Here is a 23,246-nt window from a genome sequence, read left to right as displayed (position 1 = left end):
TGCCTCGAGTTATTTTGGACAAAATACGATCGATGAGGCTGGTGTTCAATTGATAAATTTGCGACTCTAACATTCCGTAAACTCATGCGAACAAATTATGACCCCGTATCCTAGCTTGCCCCCCTCACATAATGGCTTAAAAGCCTTTGAAGCTGCAGCAAGGCTGATGAGCTTTACTCTGGCTGCCGAAGAGCTGCACGTGACACAAAGTGCAGTCAGCCGACAGATCAAACAGCTTGAAGATGAGTTAAACGCATCACTGGTTATTCGTAAGCATCGAGCGATTGAATTAACGGTACAAGGTTATGATTTGTATGCGGCTTTGCGTGAAAGCTACGGCAATATCGAAGCTGTCATTGCCTCTTGGAGCGAGCCCAAGCAGAAACGTATTGTGATCAAAGCGACCTTGAGTTTCGCTACGCGAGTATTGATCTCTAAAGTAAGGGAACTAAACGAGCGTTATCAAGATTATGAAATCGTCATAGTTCCTGTAATTGAGGAAGACGAATCGATTAATAGTAGTGAGTATGACCTACTGATCTTCCACACGCGCTTCAAAAAGCGATATGACAAAGCACCTGACATCACTTTCTTACGTGAAGAGTTTATGGCGCCAGTCTGTTCGACTAGCTTAACTAATTCTGCCAACTTAGCTAATTCGACCAACTTAACGAATAAAGACACCGACCTCGATTCGATCTTAACCTTGCCAAGGCTCCATCCAACCTTAGATCATCACGACTGGAAAGTGTGGTTGGCAGATGTCGAGTTTCCCCCAAAGAAACCCGTCAGGAATACCAGCTTTTTGTCTTTGGATATGGCGCTTAGTGCTTGCTTGTCAGGTGAAGGAGTGACGGTTACTGATCTATTATTGGTTCAACAAGAGCTTCAACGCGGTTTCTTGTACTGCCCTAAGCACACAAAGATCCAACACAGTGCTTGGACTTACTTCATGCACCAGCGCACTCACACGCCTATCATCAATGACCTTATTGAATGGCTTAAAGAAGAGACAGTAAAAGAGATCGAGTTGTTGAAATCGCTATCCCATAAGAACCATTGGTTTGGTGTAATTATCGATCAACCGTAGAGATAGACCTTGAATCCAGAGACAAATAAGCCGCAGAACTGACTGCGGCTTAGGCTTTCTACCGGTGGTGTTCGCTCTATTGAGTAAACATTAAAGCTTAAACATACGCGCACTGCGTGGTGGTAGATTGAACGTATGGTAGCGAGAAGAAATGGTTTCTGTCGCGCTGCTTAATACGTCTTTGTATTGAACATTCCAATTGAACTCATGTTGGTAAGTATCAACCGTCACTCCACGCGTTTCGCCACACTTGTTAATACCAACAACGCCTTCCTTGCCACGCTTAAACAGCAAAGTACATTGGTCGCTCGAAATCATCGTCATTGATTTGCCTTGCATTGCGTTATGGAAGCTCAACATATTCTTCATATTCGAGCTATTCCAGACATTGCCCCAACGACCGCTATCCTTATCTTCAGAATCAGGAAGGTCATCACTGTAGATTAACGGCGTGCCGCCATCTTTGCCAAGGATGTAAGCGTAAGCAAGCTGCTCATCTTGTGGACCCATAATTTGGTAACGGAATCCATCATTGGTCGGGATATCATGCGTAATAGTAAACGTAATCGAGCGATCATCATCAAGCGCTTGACCATATGCTTTAGGATCATGCAGCTGATTTAGACCACCACTCATAGAGAATGCAGAGCGAATCGATGCAAACAACGGGAAATCGTACGCGGAGTGATTAGTATTATTCAGGTAAGGCGCTAAGAATGACTCATAGCCGCTGTTCCCTGCCCCGCCACTGGTAATTACCTCACCAAACACGTGCATGTTCGAAGTAATCTCAGATGTGAATACCTGATCGATTTGGTACTGACTCATGTGCTTGACGGCATCAATACGGAAACCTTTAATTCCCATCCCTTTCAGCGCTTTTAGATATAAACGCTGCTGTGAAACCACCCAGTTATTCGGATCAAGGTCAGGTAAACCTACATCGCCATCGGCACCACACAGACGCCAGTACTGAACGTGACCAGGATCGTTCCAGTTTGAAATACAACCTGCTGGGTGGAAGTCGCTAGCCGAAACATAACCTTGTGCTAAATTGCCAAAAAGAGTTTGATCGGAAAAATAGCTAGAGCGGTTTGCATAGTCATTAAGTACCTCGGTCCCAGGATAATCTAGGTCACTTCGCTTCCAGCTTTCATTCGCCATATGGTTTAGAACCACATCGGCATACACATCAACACCCACAGATTTGAGTGCCGAGATCATAGCGGCTAAATCTTGTTTATTACCTAAAGGGGAATCAATGGTTCGCAAGTCTTGAGGTTGGTAGCGAGCCCACCATTGGGTGCCGCTCGACTTCATTGCCGGAGCAACAAGCACTTTTTTGTAACCCGCTTGCGCAATTTGATTAGCGTTGGCAGTGACGTCTGAATACTTCCAGTTGAAAGCGTGCAAAATAGTATCAGCATAGCTTACCGGGCTAAACGCACAAGCGGCAAGTGCAGAAATGAGTAGGGTATTTATTGGTTTCATGGCAGTGTCTCTTATTATCTATTCATCGAGATAATAAGAAGCCGACAGCTAATTTAAACCAAAAAAAATCAGAATTGAATTAAGGTCACTTTATGTCGGGGTTGATTTTATAAAACTGAGTTGTAGTAGATATTCTGTGCGTCCTTCGAACACTCAAAGTCGATGGCTTTTCGCCAATAGCTTGAAACAATAAACAAAGACTTTGGTCGGCACTCCTAAACTAAGCTATCATTCCTTCTCCCTCAACCGATTGATATTTTTATGCCTTCTTTCTCTTTTTCACAGATCCCCGTTGGGGTCAGGTTCATGATCCTCTCCGCTTTTGGATTCGCATTAATGTCAGCTTGTGTGAAATACATTAGCAACTACGGCATACCAGTATTTGAAATCGTTGCAGCAAGAGCTTTGGTATCTTTGATCATCAGTTATATCGATGTGAAACGAAAACGCATATCAATTTGGGGACAAAATAAGCCACTCCTTTTCGTCCGTGGAGCTGTCGGCACTGCTGCGCTCATGTGTGTTTACTATGCAGTCACCACGCTACCGCTTGCAGAAGCCACCATTTTGCAATACGTTCACCCGGTATTTACCGCGTTACTCGGTGTACTTTTCCTAAAAGAACGCATTCAAAAATCGACCATGATCTGTATTGCATTTTGCTTAGCTGGATTACTAGTAATGGTTCAGCCAAGCATGAACAGCGGCGCGAGCAGCGAGTTGCCGTTATTCAGTATTATGCTGGCGTTATGTGGCGCATTTGGTAGCTCAATTGCTTATGTGATTGTGAGGAAGCTTAGCCAGACTGAAGACAGTTCAGTGATCATCTTCTACTTCCCACTGGTTGCTCTGCCAATATCAACAGCTCTTATCTGGAACGACTTTGTATGGCCGAGCCTGTTCTTAACCGTTATGTTAGTTCTAGTCGGAATTTTCACACAAATCGGCCAATACGGTTTAACCAAAGCAATGCAAACTCAAGCGGCAGGTAAAGCCTCGGCTTACTCATACGTCCAGATCGTGTTCTCAGCACTATTAGGTGTGTGGGTGTTCAACGAGATTCCATCAGTTTGGACCTACCTAGGTGGTGGCCTTATCGTGACGGGTGCGCTTATCAATGTGTTTGGAAAACAACTGTTAGTGCCATTTAAAGCTAAGTAGGTAACCAAACTAAAGATCAGTTGGCTAATCAATAGATCTTAAAGGGCATTGCGGAATATCCCACAATGCCCTTTTCTATAAGTGCTCCCTAAAGCATTTTCATACCGTTAACTCGTGGCATTACGCAGTTTGGGATCATCGCTAAGATACTCAACGAACTCGATTTCAAAGCCCGCCGGATCCACAAAGTATACGTTTTTTCGATAAGGTTCTTCGGCTCCGGGCTTGGCAATTGGGAAGCCCGCATCAACAAGGCGCCTGGTTACACTTTCGATATTATTAGTCACATAAGCGAAGTGCGCGAGACCAACAGAATGCCCAGCCAAGTCTCTATTTTCGCCTTCGCCGTGATCACTCAACGCTATATATTGGTACTCGTCACCAAAATGCAGCCAGTTACGCGGCTTACCTGACCACTCCCCTTTGCCTTCATCACGGACATACCAATGAGGGAACGCAGCTTTGTAAAAAGTCAGCATTTCAGGGATGTCTTTGACGACTAAATTCACATGTTCAAGTTGAATCATTCTTCTCTCCTTAAAGTATTCTCGTAAGCAACGTTTCATATCCTAATACCTCAAGTTAAGTTTAGGTAAAGCACTAATTTGCTTTTATTTCGAGAACGTTTTAGAGCCCTAATGTTCTGCTTTTGATGCTATACAAACTTCAAGCATGAGAACTTTAATCACACAAGTTTTAAGCGATAGGCGTTAAGTTTAGACGACTACCCCAAACTGACTTCCTGATCATGCGGCTTGTTAAGCTCGTTTGTTAAGTCTGTGATGATTCAAAAGCAAAAAAGCGAACCACTTGGGTTCGCTTTTCTTTCATCAAACACGTTTCGTCTTTGCAATACGTGGCGGTTAAGCAGCAGATATTATGACTTGGGCTGATTCACCTCTACATCGAGAGGCGCTCTGTTCCCTAGACTAAAGAACGTCTTCCATTTAATCGGCATCATAGGAATAACGATGAGGCTGATACCAACCAATGTCAGCGTGTCGGGGATTTCGTCAAACCACATCACGCCAAACAAGGTTACAAACACTAACCCCGAATATTCTGCGAGTGCAATTTGGTTTGCCGGTGCTTTTTTATAAGCGACTACGACAAGCGCATGGTAACCAAGAACGAACAGGTTGATTGCCATGATCCATCCCACATGACGCCATTCAATCGCGCCCCATGCCGGCAATGCAAACGCCAGTGCAAGTGGCAGAGTCATAACACTAGTCCAAAACAAGGTCGAGATAATGTGTTGTTCGGCGTTCAGACGCTTGATCAGAATATTACCGACACCCATTGCAAGCGCACTGCCTAACCCTGCAATCGCCGCCCAGTGAAATTGCTCCGGACGCAACACAATTAATACACCCACGAAGCCTATCAGTGTCGCGATCACTTTTGATGATGTCGGCCTTTCTTTCAACAATACAATAGACAGAGGAAGCATCAGGATTGGCCCAACATAGAACATCGCGTTCGCTGTCGCCAAGGTAAGGTGTGTAATGGCAATCATCGCACAACCACTACCCACTAATATAAATTGAGCCCGTAAAAAATTGATGCGGCAACCGCCTTGCATGCGAGTCTCTTTAGGGAGCTTTAGCCAAAAAGGAAGCAGTAAGATCACGCTCAATAGCTGCCGAATAAACACATACTGAAATGTGGGAACTTCACCATTCAGTATTTTTAGTGAGACATCGGAAAAAGACGCCAATAGGTTTGCAAATACCAAAAGCAAGATGGCGTGGTTGGTGACTTTACTCATACGGAAACAGAATTACACATTTGTCATACAATTATGGTCAGGCATAATACATGAGAATGGAAAATAAGTAACTCGATTCAAACTTCATCTTCAGAACAGAAGAATAAGACTCTCTGAACTGGTATTGAATCCTATTTTCTCAAGAAAAGATTTGTAAGTAAGAAGCTTTCTGTAAAAAGATCACGTTTGCTCTCCCATGTGATCGGAACAGAAAGCGAGATCGTATTTAATTAAAATACAAGCACTTAACATTGTTTAATCGACTACTCAGCGGGAGCAGCACATGGACAGCAGAATCACCATTATGGAATTTCTTAGAGTATTTGAGTGCATTCGTACCTCTGGAGAACAACTGAATAGTAAATATCAATTGGGCGAGATGATTGCGTGGCACGATTACGATGGTTACACCTGTTGGTTAAGCTACAGAGACGTTACGGTGACACTGATGTTCCATGGTTCGTTGAAGATAGAATACGACAAGGCACCGAACTATGAAGACTTCATCAAGCGTTGTTTAGCTATGCTTGAAACTGAACCTTCTCCGTAAAACATCCATAGCTAACGAGTAAACAATGTAGCGCTATGGAAAAACAGTGGAGAGAATCATGAACGGAACCGCTTTTCAGACGCAAGTGCGATTTAGGCTAACAACACCCTTGTGGCTGCTACTCAGCCTAATTTTTTTATATTCCAAGTCAGTTGCCGCAGAGATAAATATGATCGATTTTACACAACCTGATCAACAACAAAAATGGACAGCGACCAATGACAATGTCATGGGCGGCATCTCAACCGGCGGGTTCATTTATGATGATGGGATAAGTCGATTCAGGGGCGAGCTATCGTTAGAAAATAATGGCGGTTTCAGTTCTATAAAGCGCTCCATTGAATCACCTGCCCATGAAATAGATAGTGCAGAGCTATTATTCATTGGTGATGGTCGAACCTACCAACTGAGGTTCACAACATCGAAGAACGGTAATCGAGTTCAATACAAACACGATTTCGATACCATTAAGGGACAGCAGCTTAACAAGACCTTCCACTTCAATGATTTTCAAGCGGTGTTCAGAGGCCGGATACTGAGCGATTCGCCAGAACTTAAAGCACAAGACATCAAACAGATCGGCTTTTTGATCGCAGACAAGCAGCCCGTTCCTTTTGAGCTAGACCTAATACAGCTTCACTTCAAAACATCGAAACCTATCAAGTCACCAAAAGCTGACTAAACCGCAAGCAAAATAAAAGCCCCTGATACTTTTTGACTAGCAATCAGATATCAGGGGCTTCTTCTATTTAAACCGTCAACGATTCAAAACAACGGCGGAAACACATCAGCTATTAGTATTTGATGGCTGTTTTACCGATCGAGGCACTGCTTTCAATACGTTGATGTGCATCTTTCAGTGTCTCAACACTAAAGCCATTCAATGTGGTGGTCAGCGTCGATTTAATACGACCCGCATCAATCAGATTCGCGGCTTGGAATAAGATGTCTTGTTGCTTCTGGATATCGTCGGTGTTGAACAGTGAACGTGTAAACATCAGCTCCCAAATAAAGCCTGCTGATTTACCTTGTAACGCAGACAAGTCAACTCCGCCATCAAACTCAACAATCGAACTGATCATGCCTTGAGGGGCTATTAGCTCAACCATCGAATCCCAATGCCCTTTTGTATCAGCAACATTGAAGATGTAGTCTACATGTTGAATACCTTGCTCTCGTACAGACTCAACCAAGTTACGGTGATTCACCACATGGTCTGCACCCATATCCCTAACCCAGTGTTCAGTTTCAGGTCTTGAAGCTGTAGCGATAACTTTCAGATTGGTCATTTGCTTCGCCAATTGAATCGTAATTGAACCTACACCGCCTGCTCCACCAATGATCAGGATAGACTTTTTCTCTTCAGGACGAACACGCAGGCGGTCAAACAACGCTTCCCAAGCGGTAAGTGTTGCTAGTGGCATAACAGCAGCAGCTTCATCAGAAAGGCTCTTAGGTGCTTTAGCCGCAATACGGTAGTCCACAGCTTGGAATTCTGCGTTAGCACCCATACGTGTTACGTCACCCGCATAGTACACACGGTCACCGACTTCGAAGCCTTCAACGTCAGCACCTCTGCCAACAACTTCACCGACTGCGTCATAGCCCAGCACTTTAGGTTGTTCGAGTGTTTTATCCTTAGCATTACGAATACGAATTTTGGCGTCAGCAGGGTTGATAGAAGTCGCATTCACTTTTACCAGCAAATCATTATTTTTTAGTTCTGGCAGACTCGTTTCAAACTCAAACAAACTCTCTTGCTCGGTAATCGCAAGTGACTGAGTAAATCCGATAACTTTTATTTTTGATGGTACTGACATTGTGCTTTCTCCTTGAATTAGACGAGTTAATCTTAGTTAATTCCCACCCGAGATAAACCGCCTAATATTTGAATAATTATCAAATTATTTTTGACAATGGTATTGCCGCTATCTAGGTAATGCAGACATCTAACTGCATTGCCAACGGCTTAGAGGTTAAATCAGGCCGTGCTCAATCAACCAATCATGTGTCACTTGATCTTGTGATTTACCTTCACGGCAAACTTTGTAATCCAGTTCGGCAATAATATCGTTCGAGAAACGCAGTGAATCCAACTTCTGAATCTGTTCTTCACTGAACAAGAGCTTCTTGTCATCTCTTAAAAGCAGTACCGCTCTATCAACAATTCCGAGCAAGCCTTTAAGCTCTTTGAGTTCGCGAATATCGTAGCGATAATGCAGAAACTGTGGTTTCCATAGGGGCACGATGACCCACTCTTTGTTTGCGACCGCACTTTCAAATGCATCAAAACAATCCACTTCACTTCCAGAGAAGAATTCGTAGCCGACATCGCTCAAGCCATAGTCTTTCATCATCTGGAGAGAGAAACGTGTGATACCAGCTCCGGGGTTGATACCTTGGATAGTAGAGTTCATTTTCTCGATTACTTCGGATTTTAAAAAAATATCCGCCTTCTTAGAAGGCGGTTTTGCTTTATAACCCCCAAGAAGGGGGCGTCCACGCTAGCCGTTCTTCAATAACTGCAGTTGTTGTTCATACTCAATGTCCTGTTTATCTTGGTGTCGGACATATCGTCGAATGATTTCTTCATTCACACCGACCGTATCTACAAAGTACCCTCTAGCCCAAAAGTGATTTCCCCTTAGTTTCTTACGTATATGTGGGAATTTATTGAAAAGTCTAATTGCTGTTCGGCCCTTTAAAACTCCTAACAAACTCGAGATCGACAACTTGGGAGGAATAATGACAACAAGGTGAACATGATCTAGTTGAACATTTAATTCTAAAACCTCGCAGTCTTTCATGTTGCACAAGATATAGATTGAACGATAAAGCTCCTTTCCAACCCTATCTTTCAAAATCTTACATCTGTACTTTGGAGTCCAAACTATATGGTATTTGCAACGCCAATAGACATGTGATGAACTTCTATAATCGCCCATGTGGTTGTTTCCCTTACTTTTGGTGAATAAGAGGTTACTTCTAACATGGGCACTTCTTCAGGCTATAGCCTCAAGGAACAATCACCACCGCCCTAGGCGGTGGTTTTGAGGGGCCAATAAAAACGCCTAAAAGCACATAGCTTTTAGGCGATTAAACATCAGCGAACTTAGAGAGGGAGAAGTTTGAGATAGAGACGCTTAAAACATCGAAAGTCGCTGCGTCTACAGCATCTCTTTGGCAATCAGATGGAGTAAAAAAGTTTCACGCTCAATGCTCATGCCCTTTTTAGGACTCTCAGCCATGGTCTTTTCGTTATGAGCAATCGCTTCATTGATATTCATCCACACAGGCTTCATCCCGTTTTTCACTTCATAGTCTTCGTAAGCCGTTTCACCAAGTTCACGATCAATCTTGCATGAGTAACAGTAAGAAATCATGTGCATTATATCCGCATCGTCTTTGTGCCAAGGACGGAACTCTTCAAAAATACCGAACGGCTTGATGCTATGGATATTCTTCGCGCCGGTCTCTTCTTCGAGTTCACGGACCATACCTGCAATAACATCTTCCCCTTCATCTAAACCACCGCCAGGAATGGTGTAATCGTGATAACGCTCTGTATAGAGCATCAGAATATCTTCACCATCTAATACAATAGCGCGGGCAGCGTTGCGCTTGTATACCGTTTTATTGTCTAGATGGTCGATATCAGGGTGGATAGTGGTTTTTAGGTGTCTCATGGTTCTGACTGCTCTACTGAATTTGGCGGCATCATATCATAATCATCAATAGATTAGAGGTTTACAATCGCCAACAACTACCGTTACTTGCTTGCTTTTTTCACTATTCAGTCATCCTTACCGAATGATTATCGAGTCGCTATCGAATCCCTAACACCACCAAACAAGAACTTATCGAACAGGGACATTTCCGCTGCAACATGGATTAACTTAGCTTGATCCAACACTCAAAAAACAACCAAACATTGAGAAATATCAACCTATTTCAATATCTTGACCAAATTAGGACAACCTTTTCTGAAATCTAAAATATACTAGTTTCATAGAGCTTCTCATTTGGTTCTGTAAAACTTAACGCATTCACTTTTAGACTTATCACGTAGGAGATAAACATGAAGAAAATTGGTTTGATGGCTGTATTTGCCGTTGTATTAGGCGGTTGTGCGAACGACTATGCAGAATATAGCGAAGGCCAACGTGTATCAGTCGCTAACCCTGCTGCAGTTTATTGTGTTCAACAAGATGGTGAGTTAGAAACTGTCACTGAAAACGATCAACGCACAACTTACTGTGTATTCGAAGACGGTGAGCGCATTGAACAGTGGGAGTACTACCGCAATAACCATGATCAAGAAACTGAAAAGTAATCCTTCGATTATAAGTTTCCAACCTCAAAACTATAAAACCCACCCCTATCAATTCTATTCCGTTACGTAAACTGCCTGCCTTCAGGTAGCGGTTTACGGTATGCGAACACCAATTGAACACCGTTTTATTTCTGACACATTTCTGACATTAGCCTAACCTAGACCGATAGAATACCTGTCTGTTACAAATATTTACAAATAGTGTTGATTATGAAAATACAAACAAAATCGAAAGAACAAAGTCATATGTCATTTGAGATACCAGAGTTCAATCTATCTCAGTCGACTTCTGAGGTAATCTATAAACGCTGTCAAACAGCGCTGGTAGTATTGGCGATTGGTATAATAGTCAACCTAGCAATCCGCATTGATTTCGTTTTCTTGAATGGAAAGATCGGTGAAAATTCAGTCACTGAAATGCTACAGCAATTTCTTTTAATCGTCTCCTCTGGCGCATTTGCTTACTTAGCAAAAAAGCGTCCTGAGGTAAAACATGCCGCTATGTTAATCAGCGCATTCTTTGCCGTAATGTTCATCCGAGAGTTAGATTATTGGTTTGACATGATCGTTCATGGTGCTTGGGTTTATCCCGCGGTTCTTGTAGCCGGAAGTGCAATTTTTTATGCATTAAGAAATGGTAAACAAACTATAGACCAACTGGCTCTTATTCTTGCATCCCCACACATGAACATGCTGGTTACTGGTGTTATGCTTCTGCTTGTTTTTTCTCGCTTATTTGGCATGGGCAGTTTTTGGCATGGCGTAATGGGAGAACATTATATAAATAACGTTAAGACCATCGCAGAAGAAGGTACTGAACTTTTAGCTTACTGCCTGATTGCATTTGCAAGTTTAAAGACCGTTATTGGCATCACGAGAAAGAAATAACATCTATCGCCACCAGCGATGTGTGTGATCCGATTCCGGGTCTAAATAACGATTCAATAAAGTCAGGTTAGTATCGAGCAACGCTAGGTACTCCCTGACTTTTTTTATCTCGGTACCAACTGGGGTCTTTTGGATACAACCCTCCAATACTGGAAGTAAGCTGTCGACGATATCAAAATGAGAAGAGTCCCCGACTAATTCCTTTACGGCCATCAAGGCTTCCAAAGACAACCTTTCGGGCTCTCGTCTTACTGAATCCAAATCCCTCTTAAATGAGCCTGCAGAAACACCTTCAAGATAAACTCGATAGGTTGTCAGCACATCCATCAACAGAAACAATTGCCCTTGAGCACTTTGATGAGGGTATGGCACCGCGACATGAGCATCTAGCTGATGATCTATTTGCAGTTCCACGCCAAGTGCAGAGCACTTCTCGACTAAAATCTTAAGTAAACCTTGCTCGTCCATTAGCGATTGAATCTCGAATATACGTTGTAAGTGGTAATCATTAGAAACGAATGTCACCTGCACACTCTGTCCGCGAGTAAATAGCCTGCTTGCAATCATCTCTGAGGCCAAGTTCTGAATGTTCTCAACAGTGTTGGTCGAATGTTGCTCGAGTAAAACCGCTCCTAACGGAAACGGATGTGCACGCTGGTTTTCAAGCTTTCTAAAATACTGGTGCATCACATCGGCTTCAGAGAGGGTTTGCCCTTGCGTTATCCCACCACAAAATGCAACGGCAGTTTGCTGATCGGACTCTTCTACCAAAGACTCCGCCAGATACCCAACCAAAGCATCAACTCGACTGATTCCTTCATCAGTCAATTTATTCTCATTAAGTCGCTTACCCAGCACAATAAGGAGGTGATTAATGCTCATTTTATGTTCAAGTCTCGTTTTAGTGATTAGATGAAGTGAATTATGTATACAATAGTTGTTAACAAAAGTATTTTGAAATTCTTATATGTTGCTCGCAATAATGCTCACTATTCATAGCGACACATAGGAAATGCAAGAATAGACGTGCCGCTTTTAAGCAAAAATAACACGCTCATGCATTTCATTGCTCTACGTTTGTTAACACAAATTTCAATAAAAGAAACGTTTCAAACAAAGAATAAGCTCAATCAAAAATCTGTTTCAACCAAGGTCTGTTTTCACTAAAAAGTGAAACGCACAAAATAAAAATTTTACACAGAGTTCGTTCATCGAACCGTCTTCACAGGAAGTTACTATGCTGTCTATTTTTGACATTTACAAAATCGGGGTTGGGCCTTCCAGCTCCCATACAAATGGACCAATGATTGCTGGGTTTAATTTTACCCAAAAGATTGATGCTCAGCTTAAGCAAGTGAAGCGTATTCAAATCGACTTGTACGGCTCGTTATCATTGACGGGTATTGGTCACCACACCGACAGAGCAACTTTGTTAGGTTTACTCGGTAACCGCCCTGATACCATAAAGATTACCAGCGCTAACCAAGCAATGCGTAAAGCGATCGAAGATAAATCTCTACTGGTTAGCGGTAACCATGAAATTCACTTCGATGTAGAAAGCGACTTACTCTTCCATAAAACTAACCTTCCGCTTCATGAAAATGGCATGACCATCTCTGCCTTTGACGCAAACGGTAACCTTCTCAATATGGAAACGTATTACTCGATTGGTGGTGGCTTTATCGCAACCGCTGATGAGCTACAAAACGGCAAGCAAGAAGCAGAAACAAAAGTTGAATTCCCTTTTACTTCTGCCGACCAATTGCTTGAACTCTCAGAACAGCAAGGGCTTAGCCTTGGTGGCTTAATTCTGCGCAATGAAGTTTCATTCCAAGGTATGGATGTGATTGACCAAAAAGCCGACCAAATTTGGAAGGTGATGTCTCTGTGTATGCAACGTGGCTTTGACACCGAAGGCATTCTTGATGGCGGTTTAGAAGTGACGCGTCGAGCCCCTGCTCTTTTGAAAAAGCTTGAGGCCAATGCTTCGATTGAAAACGATCCAATGGAGATCATGGATTGGATTAACCTATTTGCCTTTGCTGTGAGTGAAGAAAACGCTGCGGGTGGACAAGTCGTAACATCACCAACTAACGGTGCGGCTGGCGTTATCCCTGCGGTACTAATGTACTACCACCGCTTCATCAAAGAGCTAGACACCAAGCAGTTGAAAGACTTCTTAGCCGTCTCTGGTGCTATCGGTATCCTATACAAAACCAATGCTTCAATTTCTGGTGCAGAAGTGGGTTGTCAAGGTGAGGTCGGTGTATCTTCATCAATGGCTGCAGCTGGCTTAACCGCCTTGCGCGGTGGCAGCAACGAGCAAATCTGTATCGCTGCTGAAATCGCAATGGAACACTCACTGGGCATGACGTGCGACCCGATCGGTGGGCTTGTTCAGGTCCCATGTATCGAACGTAATGCAATGGGTGCAATGAAAGCCATCAACGCATCACGCATGGCGCTGAAACGCACTAGCAAGTGTCTTATCTCGTTAGACAAGGTTATCGCAACCATGTACCAAACAGGTAAAGACATGAACAAAAAGTACCGTGAAACGTCCTTAGGTGGTTTAGCAGTGATCCACATGGCGCCACCCTGTGAATAGCTAGATGCTGTGACCAGCTGAGATGCGGTGAATAGTTCAGGTACATTGCATAGTTGAAGTACAATAAATCATTGAAACGCGCGACTAGAAGCCGCCGCTCTCAGAACACGTTATTGTAAACTTAGTTTTCAATATCTCAACAAAGCCAGCCACCAAGCTGGCTTTTTTATTGGCTAAAGCCCAGCAGCCAATTGAAAGTGACTCTCACTTGTAAACTTTACAAAATGATCAACGTTAATTTTCTCTTTATTAGTTCATTACTTAGCCACAAATGAAGATGGTTAGATTTCGAACAACCACACACTCATTAGCAAAATCTAACATTGCAAATTTCACTCATTAGAAATATCAATGCACTCATAAGAAAAGGTATATCGAGTAAAGTTCTGTTTGGGATACATGTTTCAGTTTATGTCTTGCTAGTGATGGTATTATAATTAGGTTATTACACTACATCTTAATACTAATGTGAGAATAAAATAATGTGGAATAGATTAAACAAATCAATGATGTTCTGCCAAATGATGTTTGGACTTTCGTTCTATGGCGTTATGGTGATCTTGACTCGTTTCTTCCTTGAAGATCTTAACTACAATGAAGCCGACACAATGATGGTTGTTGGTGCTTTCTCTGCAATCGGACCGCTATTTGCTATTGCAGGTGGCTTCATCGCCGACAAATTTTTAGGCGCATACCGATCGTTGACCATTGCCTTTCTAGGATTCGCAAGTGGTTATGCTCTACTGGTACTCGGTGCCGCGGCGACCAATGTTCCAATGGCATTATGTGGTATTGCTTTAGCGAGTTATGCGCGTGGTTTGATGTCCCCTTCTTACCCAAGTCTTTACAAACGCACGTTCAAAACTCAGGAAGATTTCGAAAACTGCTACCCTATCAACTACTCAGTCAACAATATTGGTGCGCTATTAGGCCAGTACTTGTTCCCGATGCTAGTGCTTGTTGTTGGTTTCCACGGTGGCTTCCTTCTTTCAGCTGCTCTAGCAGGTGCTGCACTTCTGATGATGCTCTTTGTTCGCAAAGGCCTTGTTGAAGCAAGTGCTGAAATCGACCAAAAACCAGTAAGCACTAAACACTGGGCTGCGTTCCTTGGCCTTTCTGCAGCAATGATTGGTTTGGTATTCTTCATGTTTTCTAACATGGATATCGGCCAGAACATCGTATACGCAATTGGTGGTGCAGCGATCATCTACTTTGTCTCTTTGATGATGAAATCGAAGAAATCAGACATGCTGAAAATGGGCACGATCTTAATCATCACATTCCTGACGACATGTTTCTTCGTGTACTACGGACAGATGATGACTTCGATGACAATGGTTGCGATCAACACAATGCGTGGCGATCTATTTGGCTTCATCCCTGTAGCCCCTGAAGCTTCAATGGCAATGAACCCACTTTGGTGTATGGTTGCAGGCCCTATCATTACGGGCATCTTCTCTAAACTAGAAAAGAAAAACATTCACTTCTCAACCGCTACCAAAGTAGGTTTATCTTTCATCCTGACGGCGATCGCTTTTGGTATCTTAACGATGGCAGTAACAACCGTTGGTGAAGATATTCTGATTCGCCCGGAAGTGTTCCTAGCAATCCACTTCTTCCTAGCATTTGGTGAAGTTATTGTTGGTTCTATGGTTGTAGCGTTCATTTTGTCTGTTGCACCTAAGCACATCGAGAACTTCTCAGTAAGCTTATTCTCTGTTGCAATCGCACTATCCGGCATTGTTGGTGCGGTATTCTCTACGTCAATTGCACTTGAGAAAGGCCAAGCAATCACACAAGAAATCGTTCAAACGGTTTACGGTGATTACTTCCAATTACTAACTATTCTAGCGGTTGTAATGGTGGGTATCGCAATGGCAGCATCGTTCATTATTCGTAAGATGCTAGACGCAGCGAAAGCCGCTGATCAAACGATTGAACTAGAACAAGCTAACAGCTAACAGCTAACAGCATTCTTACTCAACAAGCTCGTTCATCAAGCCCTTTAGTTTTCTAAAGGGCTTTTTTGTCGATATTGATATCAGGATAAATAGGTATATAGATGTCAGGATTGGTAGATAACTCGATGGATGATTCAAGTTACGTTGTGCTTGTGTAAATAAAAGTAAATGATAACCATTAGTATTGAGTGTTTTCTTGTTCAGGATTATGATGTAAAAATCAGAATCCAAGAGAGCCTTATATGAGCAAGCCTAGCCCTATCACATTAACCGTTACTCAAACCTCAACAATTACACCGAATATGCAGCGTATAACGCTTAGCGGTGAAGGATTAAGTAAGTACCCAACCGAATGTGCTGGCGGCTACATCAAGCTTTTGTTCTCGCCACTCGGCACCACTGATTTAAGCCAGCTGAACGAAGGTGAGCGCCCAGCCATGCGCACTTACACCATTCGTCAATACAACCCAGTAGAAAAGTGGATTGAGGTTGACTTCGTTCGTCACATCACCACAGATCTGCAATGTGGCTTTGCTGCAAGATGGGCAATGAACGCAGAAGTAGGTGACACGGTTTCAGTGGCAGGCCCTGGATTAATTCAAGGGCTGAATCTAGAATCGGATTGGTTCTTCTTGGTGGCAGATATGACGTCGCTACCTGCGCTCTCTGCAAAAGTAAAAACACTTCCAGAAACGGCGACGGGGCACGCTGTCATTCAGATCAATTCAGCAGCAGACAAGCAAACGCTTGAAGCGCCTCAAGGCATCAAAGTCACTTGGTTAATTGAAGATGAAACCTCAGAATCCCTTTCACAAACGGTTCGCAACTCAGAATGGTTAGACGGTCAGGTTTCGATCTGGACAGCGTGTGAATTTGAAAGCATGCGCGCACTAAGACAATACTTCCGCAACGAAAAAGAAGTCGCTAAAGAGAACATCTACATCAGCAGTTATTGGAAGCGTGGCGTCACTGAAGATGGCCACAAAGTGTTGAAGCAACAAGATGCTCAGGCTTTAGCGGGTTAAGCCTGTTACTACATACATCTTTTTGCTAGATAAATAGAAAACGCTCTTAGCGAAGTTCATCTCGTTAAGGGCGTTTTAGTTTGAATCCGATGAAGATCAAAGCCAAAGTGTAAGATTAAATACTCTCACCTACTTCAATCTCATAACCGAGATCCAGCTTCGCAACCCATTCTTTATTGCCTTGTAAACGCGCTACAACTTGCTGTGCAGCGACTTTACCAATTTGCTCCCTAGGTGTTACGACAGTCGCCAAACGCGGTGTCATCGCCACTGTGATATCGTGTCCGTGGAAACCTGCAATCGCCATCTGCTCGGGTACTTGAATACCACGCCGTACACATTCATAAAAAGCACCAATCGCTAAATCATCATTAGTACAAAAGATACCATTCACTTCAGGGTGCTTCTCAAGTAACTCACCAATCAGTTTTGCACCAAGGGTAAACGAGGAAGCGTCCTCCGTTTGCAGGGTTACCGGCGTTTTATCGGCTTCTTGCATCGCATGCTCGTAGCCCGCCATTTTTAAGCGAGTACGTTCATCCATACGTGCCGCTAAGTAAGCGATATTAGTGCGCCCTCGGTCGAGCATGGTTTTGGTCATCGCTCTAGCCGCTTCGAAGTTATCAAAGCCAACCGCTTGTTCAATTCTTGGCGACACCGAATCCATAATTTCAATCACAGGGATAGAAACAGTCTGCAGCATCTTACGCGCTCTATCTGTGTGCACGTTTTCTGAGAGGATAATCGCATCAACGTTGTAAGAAAGCAGCGAAGCGATGCTCTGCTCTTCCAGTTCTGCGCTATAGCCATAGTGGGCTATCATAGTTTGGTAACCCGCAGGTGCGGTGACTTGCTCAATACCGCGGATAACCTCAGCAAAAACTTGGTTAGTTAACGAGGGGACTAAAACACCAATCGCATTGCTTTTAGCGTTGGAAAGGATGTCTGGCGCACGGTTAGGAATATAACCTAGCTCGTCTACTGCAGCGCTGATCTTATCTCGCAGTGCTTCTGATACCTGTGAAGAATCACGTAAACAGCGACTGACGGTCATTTTGGTGACACCAACTAGGTTGGCAACATCTTGTAATGTGGGACGTTTTTTCTTACTTAGCATACTGACAGCATCATGGTTACGATTAATGTTACTGGTAACATAGTAACGAATTTCGACGACTTTAGAAGAACTAAACACCTAAAACTTGATATCAGATCATAAACACACACGTCGCTTTACCACTAATAAAACTAACAATATTTCTTTTCGAAGACGATGTTCAATAAGTTCTCAACTTACACTTGATGTGTATATTACGCATTAAAAACCCCAACCTTGGATGATCAAGACTGAGGTTTCGCTTAACCCATTACAATTGTGCACATAACTTGCCCCTATTAAGAGGTTGTAACTTGTCTCTATTCGTTATCTAGCAACCGATGTCCATCAAGAATGCAAGATCGCTGTCTGCCGTGAACGTTTCTGCAAGTCGACCATGCTTAAAGAGCTTCATTGGCTTGCCTGTCGCGGTGTGGTACGTTAATTTCCCTTCACACACTTGCAGCATCGTCCCTTCAGGGATACCAACAACGACTTCACTTGGGTTCATGCACAAGAACTCTTCAATACGTTCATCACGTGTTTCGCCCATATGCCCAGAAATGGATGCTTCTATATAGTGAGGGTTAATCTGAAATGGCACAAAATTAAGCGCAGGCAAGATAGCAGCGCTGACAATTGGCATGTCATTAGTGGTACGAATCGTTGGTGTTGCAACATTTGTTCCCGCACTCCAACCAATAAACAGCTTACCTTTGTTGATCACAGCATCACGCATCGGTGTTACCAAACCTAGATCGTGAAGCATACGGTTAAGTACCCACGTATTACCGCCACTAATGATGATACCATCAACCTCTTTCAAGGCTTGCACAGGGTCTTCGGCTTCATGAATGCTCACCACTTCGCAATCATATTCATCGAACACTTGCTGCAATTGCTGCGTGCGATCCGAGTATTGCCCTCGAATCATTGCGAATGGAATAAACAACATTTTTTTAGGCTGAGCCTTTTCCATCATTGGACGAATCCACTCTTTACCATACTCCAAAAGTGATGTGTCACCTGGTAACTTACCGTTACTAAATAGCATTACATTCATTACAACCTCACTACAATTTGCAAATTTACTATATATTATTTTGATATTCTCTTGAACTACAGCACTTGCCGCTTTCAAAGACTCTACGGGTTAGTATTCATAAATTGAGGGGAAGTAATGTGCGCCAGTAAACAAGTTCGGAAAAGGAATGACCTTTTGAGACAAAATCTTGTTGAGGGCGTTATTGATTGTTTAAGCATTCACTTTTACTTCAGTTCTTGGGGACTGACTCCAAGTCACGTGAAACTTTTCAGCTTCCTCTCTATCCACGCGCGAATAAGTATGAGAACCAAAATAGTCACGTTGCGCTTGCAGCAGATTTGCAGGCAACACCTCACAACGTAATGAGTCGAAGTAACTCAGAGCAGAGCTGATTCCCGGCATCGGCACACCATACAGAGCTGAGTTCGCTACTGCGATGCGCCAAGCCAACTCGCGCTCTTCCACTTGTTTGATGAAAGCCTCATCAAACAATAGATTCGCTAGCTCACTATTTTGTTGGTAAGCCGATGTGATACTTTGCAAGAAAGCGGCACGAATAATACAACCCGCTCGCCAAATCTTAGCAATTTGAGTGAAATCGAGATTCCAACCCTCTTTGTCTGACGCTGTCTTCAATAAATCAAAACCTTGGGCATAAACAGACAGTTTGGCGCAATATAGGGCATCGTGAAGCTCAGAAATAACCTCTGTTTTATCCAACTGGCTGGCATCAGCAATATTGCCCTTTAGAAGCTGACTACCTTGAAGACGTTGTGATTTTTGACCGCTCATCGCACGTGCATAAACCGCTTGAGCAATGGTTGGGGTTGGACACCCCTCTTGAAGGCTGTTAACTGCCGTCCACAACCCCGTACCTTTCTGCCCTGCTTTATCAAGCACTACCTCAACGAACGGCTTACCCGTTACAACATCTTCTTGTTGAAGAATATCGGCACTGATTTCCATCAGGTAACTATTAAGTACACCGTTGTTCCATTGATCAAAGACTTGTCCAATCTCTTGAGCTGGCATTTCAAGCATATCACGCATGAAATGGTACACTTCGCAAATAAGCTGCATGTCGGCATATTCAATACCATTGTGTACCATTTTCACATAGTGCCCTGTACCAGAAGGACCAACATACGCCGCGCACGCTTCACCCGCTTCAAACTTAGCAACCGGTAGTCCATTCGCATCCACTTTTGCAGCAATCGCTTCCCACATCGGTTTCACATATTGCCAAGCTGATTGGTCACCACTCGCCATGAGCGCTGGGCCAACACGCGCGCCTTCTTCACCACCAGAAACGGCGGTGCTAAAGAAGCGAAGCTTGCCTTTGTAGTTCACTTCACGCGCCTCGGTATCTGTCCAAAGGCTGTTACCTGTATCGATAACAATGTCATCCTTTTCTAAGCCAGCATCAAGCAAGCTATTCACGACGATATCGACAGGTTTTCCAGCAGGAACCGACAAAGCGATTACACGCGGCTTCGCGAGCCCTTGCAGCACATGCTCAAGGCTAGTCCCTTGTGTGAACTGACCTTTACCAGTAAACGATTCATTAAGCAGCTTTGCTTCTGAACTGGCGCGATCAATATTGTCTGTATTCAAGTCAAAGCCAGCAACGTTAAAGCCGTTATCCAATAGGTTGAGCGCAAGGCTTTTGCCCATCACTCCTAAACCAATCATCGCGATGTCATTTTTTATCTGAGTCATGGTTTAACCTATCTGCTTAATTTGTTTGAGTGCACTTTCTACGACTTGCCCAACATCTTGCGATATATCGACAAATAACGCTTCATCTAGCTCAGGTTCAACCAAGGTTGCGAATTGGCTTTTCAACATTTCTTGACCATTAAAGTAATGGTTTTCGCGAGCTTTATGGCGACTCCAAATCGTATCGAAACTGCCCTGAAGGTATATAATTACTAAGTCTTCATTGTTCTCTCGCAGAATCTCGCGGTATTGAGGTTTCAATGCAGAGCATGCAATCACAGCACTTGGTTGTTCGATATATTGCTTATTCAGTGTTTCTAGCCATCCTTGACGATCTTCGTCAGTCAGCGGGATACCTTGACGCATTTTTTCAACGTTGCTTTGCGGATGGAAGTCATCCCCATCAAAAAATTGAAGTTCTAAAGCCTGCGCGACACGGCTACCAATCAGGCTTTTTCCGCATCCAGATACGCCCATCACGAGTATTTTTTTGCTTTTCATAAGGCAAGCCTTCCCTAAGCCCCAACCAAAACAGGGGCTGACAATCGAATCTAATAGTTAAACTTGTGTTGCTATTGATAGGTTCCTGAACGTAAACTCACTCAGGAACCTTCGCTGTTATTGCCACCAAAGCGCGAGCTGAGGGAAGATAATAACCAGTGCCAGAACCAATACTTGAAGTGCAATGAACGGCAGTAGTGAAGAGAAAATCTCACCTAAGCTGATGTCTTTTGGTGCTACTGATTTCAAGTAGAATGCCGCAGGACCAAACGGCGGTGACAAGAACGACACCTGCATGTTTAGGCAAAACACAACGCCGAACCATACTGGATCAAAACCAAGGCCAGTGATGATTGGAACGAAGATTGGCATAGTCAGAAGCGCCACACCTACCCAGTCAAGGAACATGCCTAGAACCAACAAGATAGCCATCATGATTAATAGCGTTACTGTCGCGTTACCGCCACTGAGCGCAAGGATAGTTTCTTCAACAAAATCAATACCGCCCATCAGGTTGTAGATACCAACCAATGCACTTGCACCGATACCAATCCACATGATCATGCCGCAGGTACGCATGGTTGCGATGGCACTCTCTTTCAACATGTTGAAGTTCAGTTCACCACGAATTAGCGCACTGATCATGATACCAACCACGCCCAAGGCAGAAGCTTCTGTTACTGAAGCGATACCTGTGTAAATACTGCCCAAAACCGTTGCAACAGAAAGCAATGGGAAGAACAGAGCTTTGAAGTAGCTTGGCTGATTGGCGATATCTTCTTCTGTCTCATCATCACTTGGAATAGGCGCAAGAGAAGGGTTTAGCTTACAGCGAATCAGCACGTAACCGATGTAACAGCCAGCAAGAATAAACGCAGGTAGGAAAGAAGCTTTGAACAGGTCGCCAATCGATACGCTGGCTGTCATACCGTAGATGATCAGTACGATACTTGGCGGAAGCATGGTACCAAGTGCGCCACCCGCACAGGTTGTACCGATAGCAAGCTTACGGTCATAACCCAAGCGAAGCATTTGTGGCAGAGCAAGAATACCCAGTAGTACCGTTTCACCACCGATAACGCCTGACATCGAAGCCAATAGAACCGCAACTAGTAGCGTTTGAACTGCAACACCACCACGAACCTTACGGCCAACAGATTTCATTGCATCAAACAGGTCACGCGCGATACCCGAGCGGTCTAATAAAGCCGCCATCAACACGAACATCGGAACAGCAAGGAAAACATAACCAGAAGCAAAGCTGTAGGTACGGCTTGCAATCAAAGGCAGGGCATCAGGACCAAACCAACATAGAGTGAAGAAAATCGCGACAAAGCCTGTTACGAACGCTAGCTGCATACCGGTCAGTAGCAAGCCAATCATCATAACCAGCATGAGCAAACTGCCCCATGCGATACCAATAGAAGATAAATCAAACATCGTCATTCTTCCTTAGACCTATCAACTCTTGGATTAGGTGCAATACAAACTGGACAACAAGAACACACAAAACGACAAAAATCAGGCCTTTCAGCAACGCAGGATAAGGCGCGTTTAACACTGAACCTGATGTTTCAAGGCGGAATTCACCCCAAGGTGCAAACCACGCTTCTTCCGCAGTGAAGTAAGCCGCGTAAGCGAGCATGCCAGCAAAGGCCAAACCAACAATGTGGTGAACAAGATTAAGATATTTGCGTGCTTGGTTAGACACTGAATCGTAGATAAGAACCACACGTACATGCTTATTCGCAGCAAACGCGTAGATACCACCAATAATGAATAATGAACCACCGATGAAAGAAGCTGTTTCATGTACCCATGTGGTCGGGGCATCAAATGCGTAACGCATCACAACTTCATAAAATGAAATCAATACAGTAAAAATAAACAACCAGCTAACGAGATTACTGAACTTTATAACAAAACGATCAAGCGCATTTCTTGGTTGCTCGTCGTTTTCAGCTGGGGCGTGGGGGATTTTATCGGTCATGAGCCAAATTTCCTGGG

At 43.6% G+C, this 23,246-nt stretch carries 22 protein-coding genes and 1 pseudogene; 9 read left to right on the top strand and 14 right to left on the bottom strand.

Annotation, left to right across the window (positions count from 1 at the left end):
- Nucleotides 1-97: 97 nt before the first annotated feature.
- Nucleotides 98-1,090, top strand: coding sequence for a LysR family transcriptional regulator (locus BCU75_RS07995; RefSeq protein WP_076677216.1), 993 nt, complete (start codon nucleotides 98-100; stop codon nucleotides 1,088-1,090).
- Between the two features lie 90 nt (nucleotides 1,091-1,180).
- On the opposite strand, the gene BCU75_RS07990 is transcribed toward BCU75_RS07995, so the two are convergent.
- Nucleotides 1,181-2,581: an alpha-amylase family protein gene (locus BCU75_RS07990; protein ID WP_102473469.1), complete on the bottom strand. Its 1,401-nt coding sequence runs from the start codon at nucleotides 2,579-2,581 to the stop codon at nucleotides 1,181-1,183.
- A 261-nt stretch (nucleotides 2,582-2,842) separates the two neighbouring features.
- Between BCU75_RS07990 and BCU75_RS07985 the strand changes: the two genes are divergently transcribed.
- Nucleotides 2,843-3,742, top strand: coding sequence for a DMT family transporter (locus BCU75_RS07985; protein ID WP_076677220.1), 900 nt, complete (start codon nucleotides 2,843-2,845; stop codon nucleotides 3,740-3,742).
- Between the two features lie 107 nt (nucleotides 3,743-3,849).
- On the opposite strand, the gene BCU75_RS07980 is transcribed toward BCU75_RS07985, so the two are convergent.
- Together BCU75_RS07980 and BCU75_RS07975 are read right to left on the bottom strand one after the other, a co-directional pair.
- Nucleotides 3,850-4,269, bottom strand: a complete 420-nt coding sequence (locus tag BCU75_RS07980) for a VOC family protein (protein ID WP_102473468.1) — start codon at nucleotides 4,267-4,269, stop codon at nucleotides 3,850-3,852.
- Between the two features lie 350 nt (nucleotides 4,270-4,619).
- A complete protein-coding gene (locus BCU75_RS07975; RefSeq protein WP_102473467.1) occupies nucleotides 4,620-5,513 on the bottom strand; it encodes a DMT family transporter in 894 nt (297 codons plus the stop codon).
- Between the two features lie 283 nt (nucleotides 5,514-5,796).
- On the opposite strand from BCU75_RS07975, the gene BCU75_RS07970 reads away from it, so the two are divergent.
- Both BCU75_RS07970 and BCU75_RS07965 read left to right on the top strand, forming a co-directional pair.
- Complete coding sequence (locus BCU75_RS07970; RefSeq protein WP_076677226.1) at nucleotides 5,797-6,063, top strand: DUF3081 domain-containing protein; 267 nt, start codon at nucleotides 5,797-5,799, stop codon at nucleotides 6,061-6,063.
- Nucleotides 6,064-6,109: 46 nt separating this feature from the next.
- The gene (locus BCU75_RS07965) at nucleotides 6,110-6,745 is read left to right on the top strand and encodes a CIA30 family protein (RefSeq protein ID WP_102473466.1); all 636 of its coding nucleotides are present in this window, start codon (nucleotides 6,110-6,112) and stop codon (nucleotides 6,743-6,745) included.
- Between the two features lie 112 nt (nucleotides 6,746-6,857).
- Here BCU75_RS07965 and BCU75_RS07960 read toward each other — a convergent pair whose 3' ends face one another.
- From BCU75_RS07960 to BCU75_RS07945, 4 genes and pseudogenes are all read right to left on the bottom strand, one after another.
- The gene (locus BCU75_RS07960) at nucleotides 6,858-7,883 is read right to left on the bottom strand and encodes a zinc-binding alcohol dehydrogenase family protein (RefSeq protein WP_102473465.1); all 1,026 of its coding nucleotides are present in this window, start codon (nucleotides 7,881-7,883) and stop codon (nucleotides 6,858-6,860) included.
- A 156-nt stretch (nucleotides 7,884-8,039) separates the two neighbouring features.
- Nucleotides 8,040-8,504: pseudogene (locus BCU75_RS07955) on the bottom strand (glycine betaine ABC transporter substrate-binding protein); the annotation flags it as partial.
- Nucleotides 8,505-8,567: 63 nt separating this feature from the next.
- Nucleotides 8,568-9,008, bottom strand: coding sequence for an IS200/IS605 family transposase (gene tnpA / locus BCU75_RS07950; RefSeq protein ID WP_102473464.1), 441 nt, complete (start codon nucleotides 9,006-9,008; stop codon nucleotides 8,568-8,570).
- A gap of 222 nt (nucleotides 9,009-9,230) precedes the next feature.
- Complete coding sequence (locus tag BCU75_RS07945; RefSeq protein ID WP_102473463.1) at nucleotides 9,231-9,749, bottom strand: NUDIX hydrolase; 519 nt, start codon at nucleotides 9,747-9,749, stop codon at nucleotides 9,231-9,233.
- A gap of 392 nt (nucleotides 9,750-10,141) precedes the next feature.
- Between BCU75_RS07945 and BCU75_RS07940 the strand changes: the two genes are divergently transcribed.
- Together BCU75_RS07940 and BCU75_RS07935 are read left to right on the top strand one after the other, a co-directional pair.
- Nucleotides 10,142-10,396 (top strand): putative hemolysin, encoded by a 255-nt coding sequence (locus BCU75_RS07940; RefSeq protein WP_076676499.1) that lies wholly within the window; start codon nucleotides 10,142-10,144, stop codon nucleotides 10,394-10,396.
- A gap of 210 nt (nucleotides 10,397-10,606) precedes the next feature.
- The gene (locus BCU75_RS07935) at nucleotides 10,607-11,284 is read left to right on the top strand and encodes a hypothetical protein (RefSeq protein WP_102473462.1); all 678 of its coding nucleotides are present in this window, start codon (nucleotides 10,607-10,609) and stop codon (nucleotides 11,282-11,284) included.
- A gap of 3 nt (nucleotides 11,285-11,287) precedes the next feature.
- On the opposite strand, the gene BCU75_RS07930 is transcribed toward BCU75_RS07935, so the two are convergent.
- Nucleotides 11,288-12,166 carry a YdcF family protein gene (locus BCU75_RS07930; RefSeq protein WP_102473461.1) on the bottom strand — a complete coding sequence of 293 codons (879 nt, stop codon included), beginning with the start codon at nucleotides 12,164-12,166 and terminating at the stop codon, nucleotides 11,288-11,290.
- Nucleotides 12,167-12,521: 355 nt separating this feature from the next.
- Here BCU75_RS07930 and BCU75_RS07925 point away from each other — a divergent pair, with 355 nt between their 5' ends.
- From BCU75_RS07925 to BCU75_RS07915, 3 genes are all read left to right on the top strand, one after another.
- Nucleotides 12,522-13,892, top strand: a complete 1,371-nt coding sequence (locus tag BCU75_RS07925; RefSeq protein WP_102473460.1) for an L-serine ammonia-lyase — start codon at nucleotides 12,522-12,524, stop codon at nucleotides 13,890-13,892.
- 482 nt (nucleotides 13,893-14,374) lie between these two features.
- Complete coding sequence (locus BCU75_RS07920; RefSeq protein WP_102473459.1) at nucleotides 14,375-15,853, top strand: peptide MFS transporter; 1,479 nt, start codon at nucleotides 14,375-14,377, stop codon at nucleotides 15,851-15,853.
- A 242-nt stretch (nucleotides 15,854-16,095) separates the two neighbouring features.
- Complete coding sequence (locus BCU75_RS07915) at nucleotides 16,096-16,878, top strand: siderophore-interacting protein (protein WP_102473458.1); 783 nt, start codon at nucleotides 16,096-16,098, stop codon at nucleotides 16,876-16,878.
- Between the two features lie 115 nt (nucleotides 16,879-16,993).
- Here BCU75_RS07915 and gntR read toward each other — a convergent pair whose 3' ends face one another.
- The 6 genes from gntR to BCU75_RS07885 all read right to left on the bottom strand — a co-directional run bounded on the left by gntR (nucleotide 16,994) and on the right by BCU75_RS07885 (nucleotide 23,229).
- Nucleotides 16,994-17,995: a gluconate operon transcriptional repressor GntR gene (gene gntR, locus BCU75_RS07910; RefSeq protein ID WP_102473602.1), complete on the bottom strand. Its 1,002-nt coding sequence runs from the start codon at nucleotides 17,993-17,995 to the stop codon at nucleotides 16,994-16,996.
- Between the two features lie 310 nt (nucleotides 17,996-18,305).
- Nucleotides 18,306-19,037 (bottom strand): dipeptidase PepE, encoded by a 732-nt coding sequence (pepE, locus tag BCU75_RS07905; RefSeq protein WP_198593404.1) that lies wholly within the window; start codon nucleotides 19,035-19,037, stop codon nucleotides 18,306-18,308.
- A gap of 192 nt (nucleotides 19,038-19,229) precedes the next feature.
- Nucleotides 19,230-20,738 carry an NADP-dependent phosphogluconate dehydrogenase gene (gene gndA, locus BCU75_RS07900; protein ID WP_102473457.1) on the bottom strand — a complete coding sequence of 503 codons (1,509 nt, stop codon included), beginning with the start codon at nucleotides 20,736-20,738 and terminating at the stop codon, nucleotides 19,230-19,232.
- Between the two features lie 3 nt (nucleotides 20,739-20,741).
- Complete coding sequence (locus BCU75_RS07895) at nucleotides 20,742-21,239, bottom strand: gluconokinase (RefSeq protein ID WP_102473456.1); 498 nt, start codon at nucleotides 21,237-21,239, stop codon at nucleotides 20,742-20,744.
- A gap of 117 nt (nucleotides 21,240-21,356) precedes the next feature.
- Nucleotides 21,357-22,679 (bottom strand): TRAP transporter large permease, encoded by a 1,323-nt coding sequence (locus BCU75_RS07890; RefSeq protein ID WP_009845624.1) that lies wholly within the window; start codon nucleotides 22,677-22,679, stop codon nucleotides 21,357-21,359.
- Nucleotides 22,672-23,229, bottom strand: coding sequence for a TRAP transporter small permease subunit (locus BCU75_RS07885; RefSeq protein ID WP_102473455.1), 558 nt, complete (start codon nucleotides 23,227-23,229; stop codon nucleotides 22,672-22,674). Before BCU75_RS07885 ends, BCU75_RS07890 begins: the two co-directional genes overlap by 8 nt.
- Between the last annotated feature and the right edge of the window lie 17 nt (nucleotides 23,230-23,246).

The organism is Vibrio splendidus, assembly GCF_002873455.1.
GTDB lineage: Bacteria > Pseudomonadota > Gammaproteobacteria > Enterobacterales > Vibrionaceae > Vibrio > Vibrio splendidus_J.
Note: the sequence above shows the minus strand (reverse complement) of the source record. Positions and strands in the feature narration are given on the sequence as shown.

Bases quoted from the DNA above. Each gene is read 5' to 3' on its own strand.
- BCU75_RS07995 (WP_076677216.1), top strand. From the start codon at position 98: ATGACCCCGTATCCTAGCTTGCCCCCCTCACATAATGGCTTAAAAGCC.
- BCU75_RS07990 (WP_102473469.1), bottom strand. From the start codon at position 2,581: ATGAAACCAATAAATACCCTACTCATTTCTGCACTTGCCGCTTGTGCG.
- BCU75_RS07985 (WP_076677220.1), top strand. From the start codon at position 2,843: ATGCCTTCTTTCTCTTTTTCACAGATCCCCGTTGGGGTCAGGTTCATG.
- BCU75_RS07980 (WP_102473468.1), bottom strand. From the start codon at position 4,269: ATGATTCAACTTGAACATGTGAATTTAGTCGTCAAAGACATCCCTGAA.
- BCU75_RS07975 (WP_102473467.1), bottom strand. From the start codon at position 5,513: ATGAGTAAAGTCACCAACCACGCCATCTTGCTTTTGGTATTTGCAAAC.
- BCU75_RS07970 (WP_076677226.1), top strand. From the start codon at position 5,797: ATGGACAGCAGAATCACCATTATGGAATTTCTTAGAGTATTTGAGTGC.
- BCU75_RS07960 (WP_102473465.1), bottom strand. From the start codon at position 7,883: ATGTCAGTACCATCAAAAATAAAAGTTATCGGATTTACTCAGTCACTT.
- tnpA (WP_102473464.1), bottom strand. From the start codon at position 9,008: ATGGGCGATTATAGAAGTTCATCACATGTCTATTGGCGTTGCAAATAC.
- BCU75_RS07945 (WP_102473463.1), bottom strand. From the start codon at position 9,749: ATGAGACACCTAAAAACCACTATCCACCCTGATATCGACCATCTAGAC.
- BCU75_RS07940 (WP_076676499.1), top strand. From the start codon at position 10,142: ATGAAGAAAATTGGTTTGATGGCTGTATTTGCCGTTGTATTAGGCGGT.
- BCU75_RS07935 (WP_102473462.1), top strand. From the start codon at position 10,607: ATGAAAATACAAACAAAATCGAAAGAACAAAGTCATATGTCATTTGAG.
- BCU75_RS07930 (WP_102473461.1), bottom strand. From the start codon at position 12,166: ATGAGCATTAATCACCTCCTTATTGTGCTGGGTAAGCGACTTAATGAG.
- BCU75_RS07925 (WP_102473460.1), top strand. From the start codon at position 12,522: ATGCTGTCTATTTTTGACATTTACAAAATCGGGGTTGGGCCTTCCAGC.
- BCU75_RS07920 (WP_102473459.1), top strand. From the start codon at position 14,375: ATGTGGAATAGATTAAACAAATCAATGATGTTCTGCCAAATGATGTTT.
- BCU75_RS07915 (WP_102473458.1), top strand. From the start codon at position 16,096: ATGAGCAAGCCTAGCCCTATCACATTAACCGTTACTCAAACCTCAACA.
- gntR (WP_102473602.1), bottom strand. From the start codon at position 17,995: ATGCTAAGTAAGAAAAAACGTCCCACATTACAAGATGTTGCCAACCTA.
- pepE (WP_198593404.1), bottom strand. From the start codon at position 19,037: ATGAATGTAATGCTATTTAGTAACGGTAAGTTACCAGGTGACACATCA.
- gndA (WP_102473457.1), bottom strand. From the start codon at position 20,738: ATGACTCAGATAAAAAATGACATCGCGATGATTGGTTTAGGAGTGATG.
- BCU75_RS07895 (WP_102473456.1), bottom strand. From the start codon at position 21,239: ATGAAAAGCAAAAAAATACTCGTGATGGGCGTATCTGGATGCGGAAAA.
- BCU75_RS07890 (WP_009845624.1), bottom strand. From the start codon at position 22,679: ATGTTTGATTTATCTTCTATTGGTATCGCATGGGGCAGTTTGCTCATG.
- BCU75_RS07885 (WP_102473455.1), bottom strand. From the start codon at position 23,229: ATGACCGATAAAATCCCCCACGCCCCAGCTGAAAACGACGAGCAACCA.